Source organism: Thalassotalea litorea (assembly GCF_043642205.1).
In the GTDB taxonomy this organism is placed as follows: Bacteria; Pseudomonadota; Gammaproteobacteria; order Enterobacterales; family Alteromonadaceae; genus Thalassotalea_A; species Thalassotalea_A litorea.
Genome location: NZ_JBHZSG010000031.1, coordinates 20,174 through 41,199, shown reverse-complemented (window position 1 = coordinate 41,199; position 21,026 = coordinate 20,174). Strand labels below are relative to the sequence as shown.

Here is a 21,026-nt window from a genome sequence, read left to right as displayed (position 1 = left end):
CAACGAAATCTATGTTGTAACTGAACCTCTGCCCTAACTCTGAGTTGTGCACAAACTTAATGGGATTGGTATAAGCTAGCTGATTTTTGTATGAAATACTAAAATGCCAAAGCAAACTGCTTCGGCATTTTTTATATCAACCAATTGAAAAATGGTTGATATCCCTGGGGTGCGTAGATTCTACATCTACATTTTCGACTTCGGCCTCCTCTGGCCCCTGCTCTAGCCATTTGATCATTTTCAGGGCGTTTTCTTCCGTACCACACACCATGACTTCTAAACTACCATCTTCCTGATTATGTGCATAACCACTTAACCCCAGATCAATGGCCATATTTTGGGCCGCTGCTCGAAAATAAACGCCTTGAACAAGGCCCGTTACGGTCGCTACGTAGCAAACTTTCATATCTGTACCTTAGTTATTTGTTATTTTCGCCCGATTGTTTCCGAATACCCATTAGCCTTCGACAATAAACAATGCATAAAGATTATTTCGTTAAGCTGATTGGCATAATTCATTGTTTACATAGCTACCATTGCTTACAATCAGTACTCTTTTACTCACTTAAGAATATAGTATGTCTGCAAGAGTTTTGTTAAACCCTGGAAGAGAAAAATCTCTTTTACGTCGTCACCCGTGGATATTTTCCAAAGCAATTAAAAAAGTTATTGGAAAACCTATATTGGGAGAGACTGTCGATGTTTTTGACAGCCAGGGTAAATGGCTTGCAAAAGGAGCGTTTTCACCTGACTCACAAATTAGAATACGGGTTTGGAGTTTTATTCAGAAGGAGGAGGTTAATGATCAATTCTTCCTCGCCAAAATTGAATCGGCCTTGCAACTCAGACAGCATATTATCAAAGCAGCAAACCTTAACGGCTACCGTCTCATCGCTGGCGAATCAGATGGTCTGCCTGGCGTAACCATCGATGTTTATGGTTCTATTATCAGTTGCCAACTATTGAGTGCTGGTGCCGAATTTAATCGTCACTTAATTTTAAAAGCCCTGGAGACCTTGTTTCCCGATCACAGCATCTATGATCGCAGTGACGTTGAAGTCCGTAAAAAAGAAGGCCTGGAATTAACCAAAGGCTGGATCAAATCACCTGCTGACGACTCTCCCGTCGCCACAATTACTGAACATGATGTACAGATACAGGTAAACGTAGATACCGGTCACAAAACCGGATTTTATCTCGACCAAAGAGATTCTCGAGTAGCGGCAGGCAGATACGCAAAAGATAAAACCATATTAAACTGCTTTTCTTACACCGGAACATTTTCACTACACTGTGCAAAACACGGGGCCAAAAAAGTGACGAATGTTGACGTTTCTGAAACGGCTATTCAACTTAGCAAAGAAAATATGCGCCTTAATGGGATCGGTGAAGAAACCGTAGAGCACGTGCAAGCAGATGTATTTAAATTGTTGCGAAAGTATCGGGAACAAGGAACGCGTTTCGATATGATTATTCTCGACCCGCCCAAATTTGCAGAATCGAAATCTCAACTCAATGGAGCGTGCCGAGGCTATAAAGATATCAATATGTTAGCGATGCAGTTGCTAAACCCCAAAGGACTATTGCTAACATTTTCATGCTCGGGATTAATGGAAGCCAATCTTTTTCAAAAAGTCGTTGCTGACGCCGCTCTGGACGCAAAACGCCAGGCTAGAATTATTGAGCGTTTACAACAGGCTAGCGATCACCCAATCGCAACAAACTTTCCAGAAGGTTACTATTTGAAAGGTCTGGTCTGCTACGTAGATTAAATCAAATAAGGATTATCGGGATCTGTCTGATTTGGTTAATTCAGCGTAATCAAATCAGATTAGTTTTTTTATTATGTGATCTAATAGCAAAGGTGAAATTGGCAATTAAGACCAATTCGCTTGTGGCCGATTTAAAGACGGAATATTAATCGTCAAAGCGCCGTTTTTGACCAGGAAATTGCCAATAAAAATTGCTTATCATCCTGTTCCTGACAACGAATAACCGTCCCCTGATCAAGGCAAATTGCCAACTCACTATTGAAGTCAAATTCGTTTTCAATGCGAATTAACGTACCTTTGGCCACTGGATGGCCCAGTTCGACTGCCATGCCACCGTCACTGACATCAACGCATGTTCCCTGTACAGGCATGGTATCTTCGTCATCATCAATAAAAATTTTTATCGGACGATTAAGCAAATTCCGATAATTTGCCCGTTTTTCTTCAATTGAACTCATGCCAAAATCCTTTCGCTAGACCCACATTATTGTGAATTCGTTAAATTTAGAAATACCTAATCTGGGTCAGCGTTAATGTCACCCAAAATGCAGACGCATGCTAATAATTTCAAACTACCGTTAACATCCTCTTCTGTTATATAGGGGGGTTCGGATCGTTTGTCAAAAGCAAACAGGCCAATAACCTTGCTAACTGGCTGGATTTGCAGCCAGTTCGCTGATCCGATTTTTGATTCTTTTTAACGAAATGGGATATGCTGTGCCAAGGTTTTGCGCAAACAAAGAAATTCTGAACTCTTCTATCATCCATTTAAGCTCCTGAATCTCTGTTTGGCTGACACTTCCCCGGCTTTTACCCTGAAGTTTATCAACCATGTCTTGAGCCTTATTAACCTCAAGCATCTTTAATCTATCCTGATTTGGGTCGATAGGTAGCTTTTCAAGGCGGCGGCTAATACCTTTAAGATAACGTAAAACATCATCCAACTTATCAATACCACTGCCAGTAACAAACCCTTTAAAAATCAGTTTAGACAACTGGCTTTTAATATCCCCATGCGATTGAATCGCCGCAAAACCCAAATTTCCTTTAAGCTGTTTCTGAATTTGATGATGCAAAGACAATATTTGTTCGAGCTTAATAGCACTGTGCAAAACCACATCCGCAAGCTCTGCCCTAACCTTATCTCTGGTTTCATTAAAGCGGGTTTCATCATAGGGCAAGTTACCTTGCTTATTGATAATGGCCCGTGCACTTGCATGAATACAATCGGTTAATAGATCAGAAATTTTGCCAAAAGGATTAAAATATAATCCTAGCTTGGACTTATTTGGCAGTTTTTGCTCCAGGTATTTAATCGGTGACGGTATGCTGAGTAGCACTAACCTCGTAACACCCTGGAGCATACTATCGCTCGCACTTTTTTCCGATTCAAACAGTTCAATCGATACGTCCTTGCCTTGATCGACCAGTGCCGGAAATGCTTGAATGGTGATGTTAGCTGTGTTTTTTTGATAGCGATTAGGTAACGTCCCAAAATCCCATTCGGTTATGTGCTTTTTCTCGATGCCTTTATCTGCAACGGCTTTTATCGATTGTTTAACCTGACTTTGCAGTTGCTCTTTAAGTTCGCCAAGATCCCGGCTTTGCTCTAGCAACTTGCCGTTGTCATTAACAACCTTAAAATTCATTTTTAGATGTTGTTCCAGATCGGATTCATTCCATAATTCTGGATCAATTCGAACGCCGGTCATTTTTAGTAACTGTTTCGCCATTGCTTGTGTCAATGTCATATTGCCTGGCGTTATGGCTTCATAACAAGCTTGTGCATAGTTTGGCGCAGGTACAAAATTTTTCCTTACCTGCTTAGGTAACCCTCGCAATAAGGCAGTGATTTTATCCAACCTAAGCGCTGGTATGAGCCAGTCGAAATCTATGTCCTGAATTTGATTAAGCACGGAAATGGGAATATGGATACTCACACCGTCATCGACACTGCCCGGATCAAAGTGATAACTGATAGGTAAACTGATATTTTCCTGACGCCAAAGAGTTGGATAGTCATGAACATTTAACTCAGCCTGATTGTCTTGTAGGACATCGTGCTTCGCCATAGACAGTAAATCTGGATTTGTACGCTTAGTTTTTTTCCACCAACTTAAAAAGCCAGCCTGATCACAGATATGCTCAGGAAGTTTCTGTAGATAAAAATCCACTAACTGTTCTTCGTCTACAAGAAATTCCCGCCGCCGCGACTTATCTTCCATATCAATAATGTCATTGATCAACTTGCGGTTTTTGCTTAGAAACGCTTCAGAAATTCGACTTTCATTAAGCACTAATGCGTGCCGGGCAAACAATAGACGGCAGGTTTGAGGATCTATCTTGCTGTAATTCACTTTTCGTTTCGCTACAATCACCAACCCATACAGACTTACTTGTTCGTAAGCCATCACCGCACCCTGTTTTTTGTCCCAGTGCGGCTCCAGGTATGTTCGCTTGACCAGGTGTTTTGCCAATGGCTCGACCCAGTCAACATCGATTCGCGCACAAAATCTGGCGAACAAGCGACTGGTTTCAACGAGCTCTGCCGCCATTACCCATTTTGGCGTCTTCTTTGCAAGACCAGATCCTGGAAAAATGAAAAACCGTGAATTACGAGCGCCTTGATATTCTCGGTTCTCATCAAGGTTACCAAGATGGCTCAATAGGCCCGATAATATCGACTGGTGAATCACATCTTGGTTACCAAGCTCAAGTTCAACATGTTCATTGTCTTCGCGCTTGTGGATTTGTGGCGAAAACTCAGACCAGTCAATCCCCTGCTCTTTACAGCTTAACCTAAGCTGACTCACAATATCCTGCCATTCTCGAATCCGTAGATAGGATAAATACTGTTTTTTACACAAATTGCGAAATTGATTATTACTTAACGATTTTTGCTGTTGCTGGATATACGCCCAAAGGTTTAACAGGCTGATAAAATCCGATTGTTTGTCCTTAAAGCGGTTATGATATTGATCGGCTGCCTGCTGTTTTTCCATGGGTCTTTCTCGCGGATCCTGAATTGTTAAACCGGCGGTAATGATAGCCAGTTCCTGACTACAACCAAATTCACTGCCCGTAAATAGCATCTTTGCGAGTCTGGGATCGATTGGCAAGCGCGCCAGGTTTTTCCCTTGTGCCGTTAACTTAAGTGCTCCGGAATCAGGCTCACGAATCGCATTTAACTCCAGCAATAAACGCATACCATCATTAATGTTTCGTTGATCTGGTGGCTGTACGAAAGGAAAATCCGCAATATTACCCAAATCTAACGCCAACATTTGCAGGATAACCGTCGCTAAATTGGTTCTTAATATTTCAGGATCGGTAAATTCTGGCCGCGAGAGAAAATCGTCCTCTGAATATAATCGAATACATACCCCTTCTGCGACGCGACCACAGCGACCCGCCCTTTGGTTCGCGCTGGCTTGGGAAATTGCCTCAATGGGTAGCCGTTGTACTTTAGTCCGATAACTGTAGCGTGAAATTCTCGCCGTACCGGTATCGATCACATAACGAATGCCTGGCACCGTAAGCGATGTTTCCGCCACGTTTGTGGACAAGATGACGTTGGTACCGGTATGCGGCGCAAATATTTTGTTTTGCTCGGCCACGGTCAATCGCGAGAACAAAGGTAAAATATGCGTGTTTCGAAGTTGCTCTTTCTCCAACGCGGCTGCCGCGTCTCGGATCTCCCGTTCCCCATTTAAAAACACCAGAATATCGCCCGGAGGCAATTGTTGTAACTCTTCTACCGCACGGATGATGCCGTTAATATAATCATCCTGCTCAGACAAAGGATGATAAAGAATATCAACCGGATACGTTCGGCCAGATACCTCGATAACCGGAGCGTCATTAAAATGTTTGGAGAATCTTTGTGGGTCAATGGTTGCCGAAGTGATAATGATTTTTAAATCAGGACGCTTGGGCAAAATTCGTTTAAGGTAGCCAAGGATAAAATCGATATTCAGGCTTCGTTCATGAGCCTCATCGATAATGATGGTGTCATATTGACGCAATAGCCGATCCTTTTGCATTTCCGCCAGCAAAATACCATCGGTCATCAATTTGATATAGCTGCGTTCGCTAACCTGATCGGTAAAACGTACCTTATAGCCGACGACATCGCCGAGCCGGGTATGCAATTCTTCAGCGATACGATTAGCAACGGTCCTTGCCGCAATCCGTCGAGGTTGCGTATGACCAATCATACCTTCCACACCCCGTCCCAGTTCCAGGCATATTTTAGGAATTTGCGTCGTTTTTCCGGACCCCGTTTCCCCGGCAATAATCACAACCTGATTATCAGCAATCGTTTGTTTAATTTCGCTGACATGCTCACTTACCGGAAGTCCATCCGGGTAACTAACCGCTGGACGTTGTGCAACGCGCTGGCTTTTTAACGCGATTGATGCTGCGATGGCATCGCTAATTTTTTTTAGCGCCTGTTGTTTTTTATCTGCATTGGTTATTTTATCCAAGCCCTGCAAACGACGTTTAAGCAGAAACTTGTCACATAGACGGGTTTGGTTGAGTAAGGAAAAACAATCGGAGATGGTTGGCGATGACACGGAGATAAAAAACCTGAGCAGAGAACAAAGTGCTGCTATGTTACCATTTCGATATTGGAAAAGCAGTACAACAACACACCAAAAATCAATCAACTAGTATCGATTTTAGACCACTTCCAGTACATCAAGGATTAACGATGAAGTTGCTTCTCTTTTGGCTGCCAGGTTGATTCATGAAAACTGGAACGAATATGTAAATCGATGGCTCTGAGGACATCATTTCGAGAAATCGTCCCTAACAGATTACCATCATCGTCAGTGACAGGATAAACCTTAGGTTTTTGTTGAAGCATTGTTTGTGCTAGTTCAACAATACTGGTATACGGCTTCATCGTCAGAACTTCAGTGCGCATTAATTGGCTAACATCTGCCATATGTTCAGCGTAATAGCTGGTCTGCAACATCTTAGCCAAAACATCAGATTCAGACAGAAAACCAATAAGTTGGCCATTGTCATCAATGACAGGACCACCAATTTGCTTGGTTTTTAAAAACCGCAATGACGCCTCTTCTACCGCCATATCAGCAGTAAATGTGACCGGATACAAATTCATGTAATCTTTAACTTGAAGTGATTCCATCGCTTTGCCCTATCCTGTAAACGCGAAAACTCGTTGCCTTATATAACGTTAAGGTTAGTTGATAAACTGTAAAAGTGGCAATCCAATCATATACGCACCATGACTGCGGTTAACATTACTCGGTTTTGAAAATCGCCACATAAGCCGGTTCATCTTGTTTGCGAGATGCCCGGTACATGCCTTTGGAATTAAACGGCATAGAAATATTTCCTTTTGCATCAATGGCTATCACGCCTCCACTGCCTCCGGCATCAACCAACACTTGATTTACCACGGTCTCAGCAGCCTGTGCCAGCGGTATATCCTGATATTGCATCCGTGCACAAATGTCAGCTGCAACATGGTATCGGATAAAATATTCACCATGTCCAGTCGCAGAGACTGCACAGGAATCGTTATTCGCGTACGTGCCCGCACCGATAATCGGTGAATCGCCAACACGACCAAAACGTTTTGCCGTCATGCCTCCAGTCGAAGTCCCTGAAGCTAGGTTACCAAACTTATCAACCGCAACAGCACCGACCGTTCCATATTTAAAATTCGTGGGCAGGGTTTGATAGGCCGATTTGATATCGGTCTCAGCCTCTGTTTTGTTGAGTTTTTGTTTTGCCTTATCCAATTGCAGTTTACGGTGTGGTGTATCAAAGTGACTGTTTTCAACCATAGGTCGGTTTTGCTGGCGTGCAAATTCTTCCGCCCCCTCCCCACTTAACATTACATGTGGCGATTTATCTTTTACCGCCCGAGCTAAAGCAATCGGACTTGAAACATGTTTTACCCCAGAAACGGCACCTGCTTCCAACGTCTTACCATCCATTAATGATGCATCTAACTCATGTTCGCCATCATAGGTATAAACAGCACCAACGCCAGCATTAAAAAATGGACTGGCTTCGAGTATTTGGATAGCCGCGATAACCGCATCGGTACTGGTCCCGCCTTGTTGCAAAACCAAGTAACCACGATCAACCGCTTCTTTAAGCTTGTTCCGATATGCCGTTTCCTGTTCCGGGGTAAAGTTTTCTTTTGAAATGGTTCCCGCACCACCATGGATGGCAATCGCTATAGGATTAGATATTCGCGCATCTTCAGCGTGAGCGTTCGATAGTCCGAACAGGACCGACGAAGAAAATAAAATAACGCCATGGATAAACTTACTTTGAAACATATGCAACATATTAAACAACTCTATTTATGTCTTGTTAAAATTCGATTGATAGCCTGTTTTTGTGAACACACTATGTTTTTAAAGAATCGTATTGTTATCGCTAACTTGGTTATATCAATACGTCCTTGTTCTGCACTAGCAACCTGGTTTAAGCCTCAAATGTCTTAGCCCAACAACATTTAAAGCCCGATTAACAGCATGCCAGAAGTTATAGAAGCAAAAAGTCTGCAAACCATATTCCCATAAACGATATACAAATACCGCATAAAATTAGCATATTTATTCAACAGATTAAACTTGACACGTTTCGTAATTACCTTAGTTCACTTCAAAACGAAAAATTCTCTGCAATTCCTAAGAACTTTCATAATTTAAGAGATAACTCATTGATAACTCAACTTTCATATAGATATAAAACACACTTTCCTCAGATTTCCCTCAGGTTTTTTAAAGGCAAATATCCTTTACTTAAAGGGTCGAAAGCACGACTCATCAACTTTTAATGCTAGATTTAATGCAACTTGAGGTAACCAACGATGAATAAATTATCACTTAAAGTGCCTACAACTTTGGCCGCTGTCGTGGCAGCTTGTGGCTTAACTATCGCGCCTGCAACCGTTTCGGCTGACGCTCTAATGTCAAACTATATGGAAACGGCCTTAATTGATGTATGCAAATCCGCAGAATCCAATAACCTGATACGCTTTAATAGAACTATGAAAGAGTATCGGTTGAAAACACAAACGGTTGCACTAAAAGTTGTCTGTAACGGTGAGAACATTCCTGATTTTGCAGCAACACATGGTGCATACAAAACAGCCGAACGATTGAATGAGAGTATCGAAGGCGTAAGTATTGAAGATGTCGCCCTGCACTCTCAAGAAAAGATCCACGTCAATTATTAGTCTTATTCGATGGAAAAAGGTTTCGCAGCAGTCCTTAGGGGCTGTTGCTTTTTTTTGCATGAATTTGTCGTTTTTGCCTGGACAATAACTCCTCTACATAGGAAACCTGTTGCTGGAACGATTTTTTAGGTTCAATGGCAGTTAACGCGGGATGTGCTCCCCCGTATTGCCATTTATTTATATGCAACCACCCTGCGTCTATTGCATTATCAAACGCCGTAATGGCCGCCTCTTCATCGCCCATTACCGACCATAAAATCACATCACTTATGCCTTTACCATCGTAGCCCAGAATATGTTGCTCTGATGTCTGCTCCAATAACTGTTGCGCTAACGCTTTGGCCGCTTTGACCTTACCGGTTATGAACACTAACCACGTATAATCAACCCAATCAGACAAACGAATAGTGCTGGTATCCGGTTGTTGACCGTTAAAATAAGGCTGATATATAGCGAGTGCGGCGTCATAGTTACCTTCTAACATTTGATATCGCCCATAAATAATTGCGCTATTCGGAGAATTTTTCAGATTACAGGCATCTCCCCGCGAATGAGCGACGCCTTTAGCAATGGCGAGCTGACATTCCATTTGTGCGCTGGTTAACGGATCGGATTGGGCTAGCATACGTTGATAATGTTGAGTTGCCATAATGGGCATATCTAAATAAAAATAGCTTTGTGCGAGCAACACTCGAAGCTCTTTATTTTCGTCCCTAATCACGCTTTGGTTAAGAAAATTAATAGCCTCTGAAAACTTACCTGTAGCAACGAGTAACCAGGCAAGTAAATATCTCGCACTATAATCTTCGCCATTAAAGTTCAGATAGGTAGTCAGTGTGTCAATGGCTGATTGATTGTGTCCCATAATACTTTGCAACTTTGCCGTGTAGAATGTCGCCACTGAAAATCCCGGGGCTAGCTTTAGCGCTTGCTGTAAATGCGTTTGGGCGATTTGATACTGTTCGTTTTTCATATAAAAAGATGCAATAAAGCTATGATACTCAGGTTGCGATTGCATTGCATTGGCTGATTGCTCAGAAATTTCAATCATCTGTTTAAGGTCAATATCACCATTTGCATATCGATATAACGCTTGGATAAATGCCTTCTCGCTAGCCACATCACGTTGTTTCTTATGTGCCCACAGGCCTTGCATTTTCGCGTAGTATTCTGGATTATCAAAAAAAACAGCCCCCCGATAATAAGCGATGCCAAGTTCAACCAAAAGTTGTTCTGAGTTTGGGTATGTACGAACGCCATTTTCAAGCAATTGTATTGAAAGCAAAAAGTTCTGCTGGTTACTGACCATTCGTAATTGTCTGGCTTGATGGATCAACAAAGCCGTTTGCATACTTTCGATGGACATTGAGTCGAGGTCCAGACCATCCCTATCAACCACCTCGATAAAATAATCTAATGTGTTAGCAACACTGTTCACCAGCAAATGCCAGTCTTCCACATTCCCTGCAAACGTTTGACTCCAAATGACTTTTCCTTCCTTGGCATTGGCGAAATGCATACTCACCTGGAAATCATCGTTAATACGTCGAACCGCACCACCGACAAAATAATCAAAATGCACAGATTCAGCATCAATAAACTGATTGTTCAGGCTAACCTGTACGTGCTCGGAGTTGCCTAACGTGGTAATCAACTGCTGAGTCAGGGATTTTGCAACCAGATTACTCTCATCAAGATTGTCGCTCGCCGTAAAGTTATCAATGCGTAGTTTCACCGGTTCGGCGTTCACGCCATGTCCGAGTAATAGGTACCAGCCGACTATAGCCAATATCAATATAATGCCCACGGCAGCTAACACCCACTTTTTAATGTTTAAGGTAACATAATCGTCCGCTGGTTCATCTAAGGTATGAAACGCTTGTTCGTTTCTCGAGGGCGTATAATCGAGTAAATAGCCATGTTTGGGAATGGTCTTTATATACTGGTGAACTTTGCCCTGATCATTAAGTTTTTTGCGCAGCACGGAAATAGCGCGGGTAATCACATCATCGGACGTATATCGGGACTGCCAGACTTTCTCGTTTAACTCTTCTCTGGAAACCACTCGGTTGCTGTTTTCAAGCAAGTAAACCAGAACTTCCATGACCTTAGGTTCAAGGTGAGTAACCTCCCCATCTTTTTCAAGCAATGATTTTTCCGGGTAAACTACCCAGTCATCTAAAAGATAGGAAATACTTGCCATATAAGATCCTTTCTAAAACGGTACAAAATCATCCGAAACGGACCACCACTGTCTGCCATGCTATACAGACCAATAAACGTCAGATTATACCAATCCCATTAAATTATTGCTCACTCAGTGAGAATTTAAAGGCATTTAGACAAAGCTTTGATTGCATAGAATGGTTATTCCGCTCTCAACATCAGCCAAAATCAGTAACGTAGTCCAAACGCCTTTAAAACTCACCCGTAGGGAGTTAGTGAGAGGCCCATTTACTGCCCTATATTTCATTAATATAGAATGACTATATCAACGAAATCTATGTTGTAACTGAACCTCTGCCCTAACTCTGAGTTGTGCACAAACTTAATGGGATTGGTATTAATGTTCAATTAATAAGTGTAGTGAAGTTATCAAAGGAGGAAAATATTCATTGTAACGCGATATCCTATGCCTGCCGGTCAACAAGGCTGACGTTTCTCTAACTTATTGAATCTAATCACTCCTTTGTAAACAGCCCTAATGTGCAAGGTACAAAAATAAAGCGTAACAAAAATTATTAGTGAGATGGTTTTGCAAAAACTCCGGTTTAGCGTATCCGTTGGCCAAGTCCCGAGCAACGACTAACCTGCTTTTCAATGCCTTCAACAAATTCTCGTTTACGAGAGAATAATTGAAAATGGGATTTAGCTCGCGTTAAGCCGGTATATAAAAGTTCGCGAGTGAGTAATCTTGCACCGCCTTTTTGTGGTAATACCATCGCGACATGATCAAATTCAGAGCCTTGAGTTTTATGTATCGTCATCGCATATACCGTTTCAAAGGGGGGTAAGCGCGGTATAGATACTGACCTGAAACCATCATTATCAGGAAAATACGCTTTTAGGTTGCCATCTGGATCGGGCCAGAGCATGCCAATATCGCCATTAAACAACTGTAATTTGTAATGGTTTTGGGTGATCATGATTGGTCGGCCCCGATACAATGACTGAGAATACGGTATACACCCCTGATTTTGTAACGCTTTTTCTACGTGCTCATTAATGTATTCGACGCCCCCTTCACTACTTTTACATGGGCTTAAGATCCGGAAGCGTTGAAACGTCTGATACGCCTCTTGCAGATTTTTTGATGAAAATATAGGAAGGTAGTATTGCTGGGTCAGTTGCAATATATATTTAGCTAATGAACTCTCTTTACTTAGCAATAACTGTTCAGCACTCTGCGATAATAACTGCCATGCGTTAATGCTATCTCCCTGGATAATCGCACTCGCCAATCGCCCGATACCGCCAGCACCTTGAAAACGTCGAGATTTGGTTAAGTAGGTCAGGTAATCACAAGCCTGAGCATCTGAGATTAACGGCTCTCCACTGATTTGTTGTAGGTAGTCAACGTTATTCTTTGAATATCGCGTATTTTCATACAATGCTAAATCCGCGAGCACACTTCCCGTTTCCACAGACGGCAATTGTTGACAATCACCTAACAAGATCACCTTACAATCTTTTGGCAATGCTCGGAACAAGCGGGTCATAAGCGGTAAGTCAACCATGGAAACTTCATCGACAATCACCACATCACAGCGCAATGGATTATGTTCATCATGTCGAAAATTAGGGCTGTTAACTTTCACCCCTAGTAGACGGTGCAAAGTGAGTCCTGTAACAGGGATCGCATCTAAAATGGTGTCATCAACGAGGTCGATTTTACGAAAACTCTCAACTGCAGCGCCTATCGATTCGCTTAAACGTTGAGCAGCCTTACCTGTGGGCGCCACCAGTTGAATATCCAGAGTTGTTTCAGCCTGCATGATTAACGCAGCAATTAATTTTGTTACCGTATAGGTTTTACCGGTTCCAGGGCCACCGGCAATAATACTGAAAGACTTGTTTAACGCGTTGGCAACCGCGACTTTTTGCCAATCGGTTTCACTTGCCGCGACATCAGGAAACAAACGCCGCAATACCTGTTTTTGCAATGCCAATTGCTCAGCAGGATTATCTATCGTTTGATCGGCAACGGTTGCAACACGTTCTCTGATGGCAATAGCTAAATCCCGCTCAAATTGCCAATATCGACGCAGATATAATTTTTCATGCTCAAACACTATTAGTGATGAATCATCGGGGCTTATGGCTAACGCTTCCAATCCTTGTTTTAGCGTTGCCAAGTCTGCAAATACATACCCTGGATATTCCTTTCCTTCATTGTCTTCAATCGTACTGGCAAACCAGGTATTTGCGGCAATTTCCGTTAACTGTAAACAGGTATGCCCCTGCCTTTGAGCTTGTGAGAGTGCAATAATTAAGTAAAACAGCGTGTCAACGACATTAGCCTTACCTTGGTGAAACTGCACATCGCAATCACTGAAAACCGCACTGACAATTTCCCGGGCGATAAAATAGTCAATCGCTTCTATATCCGCCAAGAGATTTTGCAAATGCTGTAGCTCAGGCAGACAGTCAAGTAGGCGCTCAGAGGAGTTTTGATCATTGTGTGCCTGTGCATTAGAAGTCATCATTGCACCGCTCCTTTTGGAAAAGCCTGTTCGCCGTCGATAAGTCGATCCAAAGCCTCAATCCATTCTTTGCTTAATCCGTTAAAATAAACCCCATATTCCATCGCTTCACCCGTGTCGGTCGAAAATGTTTCCGGTTCCGTTTGCCCCATACCACGAAGATATAAATACACGGCGCCGCCAAAATCACGTTCAAAACAATAATCATCAATCCGTGTTTGTAAGTAGCGGTGCAACGCCAGCGCATAAATTAACGCTTGCAGATCATAGAAGTTGTCAAACATATGCTGTTGCAGTTTAGCGCTTTGATAATCCGCTAAAGAAGCGCCAAGATAGGAAGATTTGTAATCACAGACATAATATTTTCCATCATGTTCGAACACCAAATCGATAAAACCATGCATCATCCCCTGAATATCACCTTTCGTGGGCAATTGCATTGGGCATGGATTTTCAGGAGCTAGGTATTGTCTGAATGCTGTCAGAAACTGATTGAGCGCTTTCGTATTCATCGGGTTAACCGGAAAATAAAACTCAAGTTCTTTTAACGTTTGCGATGACGAAAGTTCGGCCAGTTGACATAACGCTCCAGAGGCCAGGTTCAATGGTTGTTGCAAGCACTTTGCCAACCAGTCACATATCTGTTCAGTTTGTTGTTCATCGTCAGCGATCTTACTGTGCTGCAAACGTTTGGCTACCCACTGCCAGTCGGGATTTTCAAACTCAATCGTTTCGAGAATGTCATGCAGCAGGTTACCGGTGCTGGCGCCCTTAGCAATGTGATGGGCAATATTAGGTTGTGCTGCTACCTGCAGCGGCGCGTTCGCGTCTAAACGGTCAGGATCGGACAAGCCAAAATGGCGATGCCCACGAGTAATACCAGAGAATGAGGTTAACCACCAGTCCCGTTCAATGCGGCCATGAAACGTCGCAACCTGAAAATCTTCGCCGGGGTCTTTGCCCTGAAACATTTCCGGCTCTAAAGATTGCGCCTGTACACAATGCAGGTCACTAACATCACCTGCCAACCCCATATAATGCCGCCAGGCGCTTACATAGTCCTGATGCTCCGACAAAGCTAAAGCGTGGCCTAAAGGCGATTTTTGCGAATTTTTGAAATCGGCGCTGAACAGATAACATAATTGCTTGGCGCGGGTTAGCGCAACGTATAACAATCGCGTATCTTCGGCATAGGCTTCTGCTGCCATGGCTTCGGCCAATTCAGGATTGTCACCCAGTGAAATATTAACCTTACCATGATCATCGTGGGCGATCAGAACGTCACGATTTCTATTGCCAATCTTGAGGGGATCACGGTGCATACACGCAAACGGGACAAACACGATAGGATATTCGAGCCCTTTTGAACCATGTTGCGTTACGATCTGAATTAAATCAGCATCACTTTCCAGACGTAACTCCGTTTCGACCATTTGTGGATTCTGGCAGAGAAATTCAAACTGGCTAATTAATTGAACCGGGTGACGATGTTGTTGAGACAACCCTTGCAAAACCTCGAACAAATGAATGCTATTGGTCAGCACGCGTTCCCGGCTACCATAATGTTGCGAAACATAATTGCCAGGAAAAAAGTCGTGAAGTAGTTTCATTGCCATCGGCATAAAACCACGTTTTTGCCAGGTTTGATGCAGGCTTTGTAATTTTTGAACCAGATTTTCCCATTGCCTCTCGTCCTGTTGCAATTGGTATAATTGCTCTGGTGAATAACCAAAAAATGGCCCCGCTAATGTTCCATAAAGTCGGCGCTCATCTTCAGGTGCAATGATGGTACCTAACACATCGATTAGCGCCGAACTTATTGGGTGTTGCAGTAGATTAGATCGTTCCGATTTATAGACGGCGCTTAATCCACAATGTGTTAATGCCTGCAAAACATAACTTGCCTGACCGGCATCACGAACCAGGATAGCGATATCACCAGATTCTACCTTACGCGGTTCTCCCTTGCTGGTATCTGCGCCAATATCTTGGATAGTTCCCTTCTCCAGCAACTGGCAGACTTGATTCGCAAGCCAAACCGCCATTTTCGCACTAAAATCCTTGCCTAACTGGCCTTGGCTGATGTCTTCATCTGCGTGTTCAAAGTGCACCGCCTGCAATGCCTTAAACGGTTGGTTATTTACCAGCAGCTTTTGAGCGCTGGCATTCACAGAAGCTTGTACGGGTTGATACTGGATTGAATAACCAAAAATATCACGCGCCAATTCCGTTAACGCATTACCATAAAAAAACACATTATAGGCATGGATCATCTCCGCCGACGAACGCCAGTTAGTATCCATGATCCAACGAAAATCGACCTGCGTTGCCGCGCTTAAATAGGTAAAAATATCGCCGCCGCGAAAACCATAAATCGCCTGTTTAGGATCGCCGATAAGATAAAGCGCCGTATCTAACGTGTTAGAAGTTGCTTGTCCGAAATACAAACTCGACAATATGTTAAATTGCCCAGTATCGGTATCCTGGAATTCGTCCACCAAGGCTGCAGGATACTGTTGTCGCAACTGACTCACTAGTGTGTCTCGGTGAGACCCAGAATCCAGAGCCGAGGCTAATGTGTCGATCAAATCATCAAAACTCAGCACTTGTTGTTCTGATTTCGCCGCTTTTACCTTTGAACGAAGCTCTTTTATATGTGGCGCAATCAAGGAAAACGCCTTGATGCGGCTAATCTGCTTTGGCAAATCACTCAACAAGGTTTTAAGGCGATTTAAGGGCTGGAACGCTGCTTGTAATGCTAATTTTTGCTCGGATTTATCTTTGCTTTTGGGTAATCGCCCTGCCCCGCAAAACCCAAAATCAATACTAATGTCGTTCACTGAGTCAACACATTTGCATTGACTTAACGCTTGTTGCAATTGCATGCGCAACTGACTGTATTCGTCTTCCCTTGTCTGTTTGGCTTTCCCGGTCTTGTTATTTACCAAATGTTCAAAAATCAAAGGCTCGTTGCTATCCAACGAAACCAGGCATTCTCGGATCAGAGCCTCTAACCCAGCAAGCTTTTCTTCAACGCTTTGCACATTAGGTTCAATATCGCGACGACATACACCAATAAAGGTTTGATAAAACGCTTCCGGCGATGGCCAGAACTCACAGATGGTTAACAACGATTGTTGTTCTTCGGGTGATGCCGCCAGACGTCGATACAAATCTTCGATACCGCGCAGATAGTATTCCTGATCATCGGTTTCCATTGCCGCATTGAAACTGACACCACTGGCAAATGCATGCTGCGAAAGCACCCGTTTGCAAAAACCATGAATAGTAAAAATGGCGGCATCATCAAGTTGCAGCAACGCAAGTTTTAACGTCAGTTTTGCCTTGTGGTGTTCAACGCTCTTTCCTAATTGATAGAACAACGGGTTATTCGGATCTTGTGTCCATTGATCCCAATGATGATATGCCTCGCGTAAAAAACCATCGATACGGCCGCGAATTTCTTCCGTTGCCGCTTTTGTAAACGTCATTACCAGAATATTTTCGACACTCAATTGTTTCTCGAGTAACAAACGCAGGTAGATACGAGTGATATTAAATGTTTTACCCGTCCCTGCACTCGCTTCAATAAGGTGTGTACCTTGTAGTGGAATGGACTCGGCCTGCAACGGCTGAAAATCCGGACTCCCTGGTTGTTTTCCTGCGTCAGCCCTCATCACTGTGACATTTGCCTCTGTTTTTAACAACTCACTGTTCATGATAATGACCCCTTGACTCGAGGATTGTTGTCATCCGAAGTGTAACTGTGTGACAACTCATCTTGTTCAAATTTACGGGTTGTTAGCAAAAGGCGTTCAAAAAACACTTGATAGGTTTGGGTTAAGCGTTCTTTAATCTCTTCTAATGCCGGGCATTGCGGGAAAAAATAGTGCAAATAAGGGTCGGTAGCCAAACTCTTCCTAAAGCGTTCTTCGTGCCACAAGGTTTGCAGACTGGCTTGCGATAAATATCCCGGATGAAATTTGTTTTTAAACCAAAAATGCTTACGCGCAATCGCCATCGTAATTGGCAATGCTTGATTGAGCGAGTCGGCATAACTGGCCACCAGGCTGGCCAGTATTTCAATGGCATCGGGCCAAAACGTTAGTTGATATTGTTCCACCGCATTTTTGCTTTCATTTAAATAAATCCCCTGCGTAGTCACCTTGTTCAATACCAAATCAGGATGACAAGCCTGTTGTTCAATGGCATACGCGCAGGAGATTAAATGACCAATATACAATTGACTCAAATCCCCTTCATTGGCAGAGCTACTTTTCGCATAAAGCAGCGAAAAACCTTCACTGTGTTGAATGAAATGACTCAAAACACCATGTCCCGCCTGTACCTTTATCGATTTCATCATCAAGTTCGAGGCTGGCAAAGTCAGGGTAATGGGCATCTCGATTTCATCTCCATGATGCTCTTGTGCCTGTTTAAGGGCCTGCACCCGATGTGCAAACGCTTCAACCAAACGTCGCCATTGTTGCAGCTGTTCTTCCGTATCGCACCGATCCGGAAAGTTACCCGACAGCAAATGCATACGTTGCAGTTTTTCTAACTCAACAACTAATTGCTGATCCCACTCACGATCACAGGCATCTGCCCGGTGCAGCATCGTTGTGAGCACCTCTTGCTTGAAGGTATATTTATCCAGCGCATTCACCGCAAACGGTTCGCTATCTTGTAATGGCTCCTGCTGATAAGAAAAATTTAAATTTAACTGGTTTTTGCCATACACCTTTGCAGGGTAGCGAAGCATTTCAACCAATGCATCTGCCGAAATTTCGTCAAAGTCTTGTTCAGCCAGCTCCGCAACAGTCTGTGATAACGGTTCTGAATGACCACTAGCAATGGATAGATTTAGCCATTTCCCGTCAAAACTAGGCCAAAGGTTATCCGTCGCATAATTCGCACTTGAAAAAGCCTGCATGGGTAATTGCCTAAGGTGCTTGCCATCACTCAGTTGCCAACCAAACCCTGCATGCAAATACTCCATAAGTTCTCTGAGAACAATCGATGGCTGACGCTCGGCATTATTCCTGATATCTCTACCCTGATAGCTTAAATACAAGTGTTGCCGGGCTGAGATTAACGCTTCCAGAAACAGATAACGATCATCTTTATTCAGTGATCGATCCCCAAGTTTACCCGGGGTCATTGACATTAAATCGAAACCTATCGGTTGGCGTTGACGTGGAAATTGACCATCATTCAATCCTAAAATTGCCACGAGCTTAAACGGGATGCTGCGCATTGGCAGCATCGAGCAGAAAGTGATCTGACCGATCATAAACTGGCGCCCGGGATCCGGCTCAGAAAAATGGTTATTTAAGTACTCGCGAACCGGCCATAATGTAATCTCACCCTGATAATCTGCCTGCTGACAGTGCTCATATAAACTGTCTATCGCCTGACGAACAATGTTAAGGCCAGCATCTTGCTGCTGTTCATCTTCGGCAAATAAACGATCCAGCCAGTCAATGAGTAATGCTTGCCATTGCTCTGCGGTTCGTGGACGACTAAGGGCTTTTTGCATGGCTTGTAACTGATCAAGAAATAAAATAAATTTGCCCAATAACACACTGTTATCACCCTCAACCCAGGGCAAATAAAGGTTGTCACCGGATATTGACTGTTGGTCTCCATAAGCAAACCCTCGCAATAACCGTTGTAGGCCAAGTTGCCAGGTAAATTGTGCGCTGGCGCTATTCGAGCCAATGTGGTGCGCCTTGTGCTGAGCATCCAATGCCCAATGGATATTGGCCTGCTGCACCCAAAAGCTAATCAATTCGGTGTCGCCATCGCTAAAGCCAAAACGCTTTTGAACCGGCTTCAACTGCAAATAAGCAATCAGCTTTGATACCTCAAAACGACTATCTGGTAGCGTCAATAGTTCGTTAAATGCGTTAACCAGAGGTTCACTGTCTTTGCTGACCCGATCGGCGATAGAACAAGGCAGAGGTGGAATATTTTCGCCGATATCTTCCCAACCCCGTACAAAGACCGCATCTATATAGGGGGCGTAATCCTCAACTTGAGGACACATTACCAAAACATCTTTCGGGGTTAATTGCGGATCATGATTAAACTGGTGTAACAGATAGTCGTGCAGTCCCTGTACTTCTCGCAATGCGCTATGGGCACTGGTAATGACGATACTATCGTCAAATTGTGCTGGCGGGCTACCTGCGCTGTCATGGCGCCTATCATGAAGAGTGAGAATGTCATCCTGTAACTGAGCTAATACGGAAGAGGCTTTACGGTCTTTTTCTCCAAGACGCTCATAAACAGGGATTTCAATATGCTCAAACTGTTGTAGCTGAGTCAATAAGTCCTTGCCTTGCTGTCCCAAATTAGCTAACAGTGGATTGACCTGGGTATTTAAATCATCGACATTTGGCCAGCCCGACAGAAGTTGCTGAAAATCCTGACGAGCCTGAGATTTTTCAGACTTAATATCTCCCCAATATTCAATACATGGGTTTAGCTGATAAAAATGGACATCAATATGTCGCCCTAACGCTGCGAGGAACTCCATCCACATTGGCGCAATCGCGTTTAAACCAAACAGAGATATCCTCTGAGGTAAACTTACCGCTTTGCTGTCTAAACCATCGATCGCTTGCTGGACTAGCTGTTGTGGATCATAGGGACATTGCTGATGCAAGCGTTGCCAGATAACAGACTGCCATTGCTCGGTTGCGTTAGCCGTTGATTGACCAACATCAATGTGGCCCCCCTGACTCCAGGTATGGATCCAATCTGGTCGATAGATCAGGTATTGTTCATAAATATCGGCAATTTTCCGAGCTAACTGATACCGCCGCAAATCCTGCTGCTGCCCGGACTCCGATTGCCAATATGTCGTTAATGGCTCACAACATGCTGCATTGACTATATCTTCATCCTGCAACATCAATTCAATGCGCCATGCAAGCACGTCTCTTGAATAAGGTGACTGTTCGGGCAATTGATCGGAGCATAACGCTCTTAGGGTTTTCCAGAAAAACTGAGCCGGCAATGAAAATCGGGTATTCATGCTAACCCGTTGTGCCTGGGCTTGCTGCATATTGAGCCAATGCTGCATGCCCTGATTTTGCACAAGCACCAGCTCTTGTGTCATCGGCGGTAATGGCGCGGTCTGCTGAACTTTAGCAAATAGCAGCAGTAAGTCTTCCATTCGGTTGGCAGGATATAGGTATAACAAGGCTAATCCATCAGAAATATCGCAGAAAATCGAATCTCTGATTTAATCACAAAGGCGCGACTAAAGAAATAGAGCCGAGACAAAAGGAAGCGCTTTGGTGAAGCTTTTTG

Annotated in this window: 11 protein-coding genes; 2 read left to right on the top strand and 9 right to left on the bottom strand. The window is 43.5% G+C overall.

What is annotated here, in order from left to right; genetic code table 11:
- Positions 1–136: 136 nt before the first annotated feature.
- The gene (locus ACHUFQ_RS12700) at positions 137–406 is read right to left on the bottom strand and encodes an acylphosphatase (protein ID WP_394176081.1); all 270 of its coding nucleotides are present in this window, start codon (positions 404–406) and stop codon (positions 137–139) included.
- Between the two features lie 172 nt (positions 407–578).
- Between ACHUFQ_RS12700 and ACHUFQ_RS12695 the strand changes: the two genes are divergently transcribed.
- Positions 579–1,772: a class I SAM-dependent methyltransferase gene (locus ACHUFQ_RS12695; protein WP_394176080.1), complete on the top strand. Its 1,194-nt coding sequence runs from the start codon at positions 579–581 to the stop codon at positions 1,770–1,772.
- A gap of 152 nt (positions 1,773–1,924) precedes the next feature.
- Here ACHUFQ_RS12695 and ACHUFQ_RS12690 read toward each other — a convergent pair whose 3' ends face one another.
- The 4 genes from ACHUFQ_RS12690 to ACHUFQ_RS12675 form a co-directional block, all read right to left on the bottom strand.
- Positions 1,925–2,230, bottom strand: a complete 306-nt coding sequence (locus ACHUFQ_RS12690; RefSeq protein ID WP_394176079.1) for a PilZ domain-containing protein — start codon at positions 2,228–2,230, stop codon at positions 1,925–1,927.
- Positions 2,231–2,419: 189 nt separating this feature from the next.
- Positions 2,420–6,334, bottom strand: a complete 3,915-nt coding sequence (gene hrpA, locus ACHUFQ_RS12685; protein WP_394176082.1) for an ATP-dependent RNA helicase HrpA — start codon at positions 6,332–6,334, stop codon at positions 2,420–2,422.
- A gap of 146 nt (positions 6,335–6,480) precedes the next feature.
- Complete coding sequence (locus tag ACHUFQ_RS12680) at positions 6,481–6,930, bottom strand: CBS domain-containing protein (protein WP_394176078.1); 450 nt, start codon at positions 6,928–6,930, stop codon at positions 6,481–6,483.
- A gap of 115 nt (positions 6,931–7,045) precedes the next feature.
- Positions 7,046–8,107: an isoaspartyl peptidase/L-asparaginase family protein gene (locus ACHUFQ_RS12675; protein WP_394176077.1), complete on the bottom strand. Its 1,062-nt coding sequence runs from the start codon at positions 8,105–8,107 to the stop codon at positions 7,046–7,048.
- A gap of 527 nt (positions 8,108–8,634) precedes the next feature.
- Between ACHUFQ_RS12675 and ACHUFQ_RS12670 the strand changes: the two genes are divergently transcribed.
- On the top strand, positions 8,635–9,003 hold the full coding sequence (locus ACHUFQ_RS12670; protein WP_394176076.1) for a DUF3718 domain-containing protein: 369 nt from the start codon (positions 8,635–8,637) through the stop codon (positions 9,001–9,003).
- 34 nt (positions 9,004–9,037) lie between these two features.
- Here ACHUFQ_RS12670 and ACHUFQ_RS12665 read toward each other — a convergent pair whose 3' ends face one another.
- From ACHUFQ_RS12665 to recC, 4 genes are all read right to left on the bottom strand, one after another.
- On the bottom strand, positions 9,038–11,206 hold the full coding sequence (locus tag ACHUFQ_RS12665; protein ID WP_394176075.1) for a winged helix-turn-helix domain-containing protein: 2,169 nt from the start codon (positions 11,204–11,206) through the stop codon (positions 9,038–9,040).
- 568 nt (positions 11,207–11,774) lie between these two features.
- Positions 11,775–13,709 (bottom strand): exodeoxyribonuclease V subunit alpha, encoded by a 1,935-nt coding sequence (gene recD, locus ACHUFQ_RS12660; protein WP_394176074.1) that lies wholly within the window; start codon positions 13,707–13,709, stop codon positions 11,775–11,777.
- On the bottom strand, positions 13,706–17,425 hold the full coding sequence (gene recB, locus ACHUFQ_RS12655; RefSeq protein ID WP_394176072.1) for an exodeoxyribonuclease V subunit beta: 3,720 nt from the start codon (positions 17,423–17,425) through the stop codon (positions 13,706–13,708). Before recB ends, recD begins: the two co-directional genes overlap by 4 nt.
- The gene (gene recC / locus ACHUFQ_RS12650; protein WP_394176071.1) at positions 17,422–20,916 is read right to left on the bottom strand and encodes an exodeoxyribonuclease V subunit gamma; all 3,495 of its coding nucleotides are present in this window, start codon (positions 20,914–20,916) and stop codon (positions 17,422–17,424) included. The genes recB and recC overlap by 4 nt, the downstream gene beginning before the upstream one ends.
- Positions 20,917–21,026 lie beyond the last annotated feature (110 nt).

Bases quoted from the DNA above. Each gene is read 5' to 3' on its own strand.
- ACHUFQ_RS12700 (WP_394176081.1), bottom strand. From the start codon at position 406: ATGAAAGTTTGCTACGTAGCGACCGTAACGGGCCTTGTTCAAGGCGTT.
- ACHUFQ_RS12695 (WP_394176080.1), top strand. From the start codon at position 579: ATGTCTGCAAGAGTTTTGTTAAACCCTGGAAGAGAAAAATCTCTTTTA.
- ACHUFQ_RS12690 (WP_394176079.1), bottom strand. From the start codon at position 2,230: ATGAGTTCAATTGAAGAAAAACGGGCAAATTATCGGAATTTGCTTAAT.
- ACHUFQ_RS12680 (WP_394176078.1), bottom strand. From the start codon at position 6,930: ATGGAATCACTTCAAGTTAAAGATTACATGAATTTGTATCCGGTCACA.
- ACHUFQ_RS12675 (WP_394176077.1), bottom strand. From the start codon at position 8,107: ATGTTGCATATGTTTCAAAGTAAGTTTATCCATGGCGTTATTTTATTT.
- ACHUFQ_RS12670 (WP_394176076.1), top strand. From the start codon at position 8,635: ATGAATAAATTATCACTTAAAGTGCCTACAACTTTGGCCGCTGTCGTG.
- ACHUFQ_RS12665 (WP_394176075.1), bottom strand. From the start codon at position 11,206: ATGGCAAGTATTTCCTATCTTTTAGATGACTGGGTAGTTTACCCGGAA.
- recD (WP_394176074.1), bottom strand. From the start codon at position 13,709: ATGATGACTTCTAATGCACAGGCACACAATGATCAAAACTCCTCTGAG.
- recB (WP_394176072.1), bottom strand. From the start codon at position 17,425: ATGAACAGTGAGTTGTTAAAAACAGAGGCAAATGTCACAGTGATGAGG.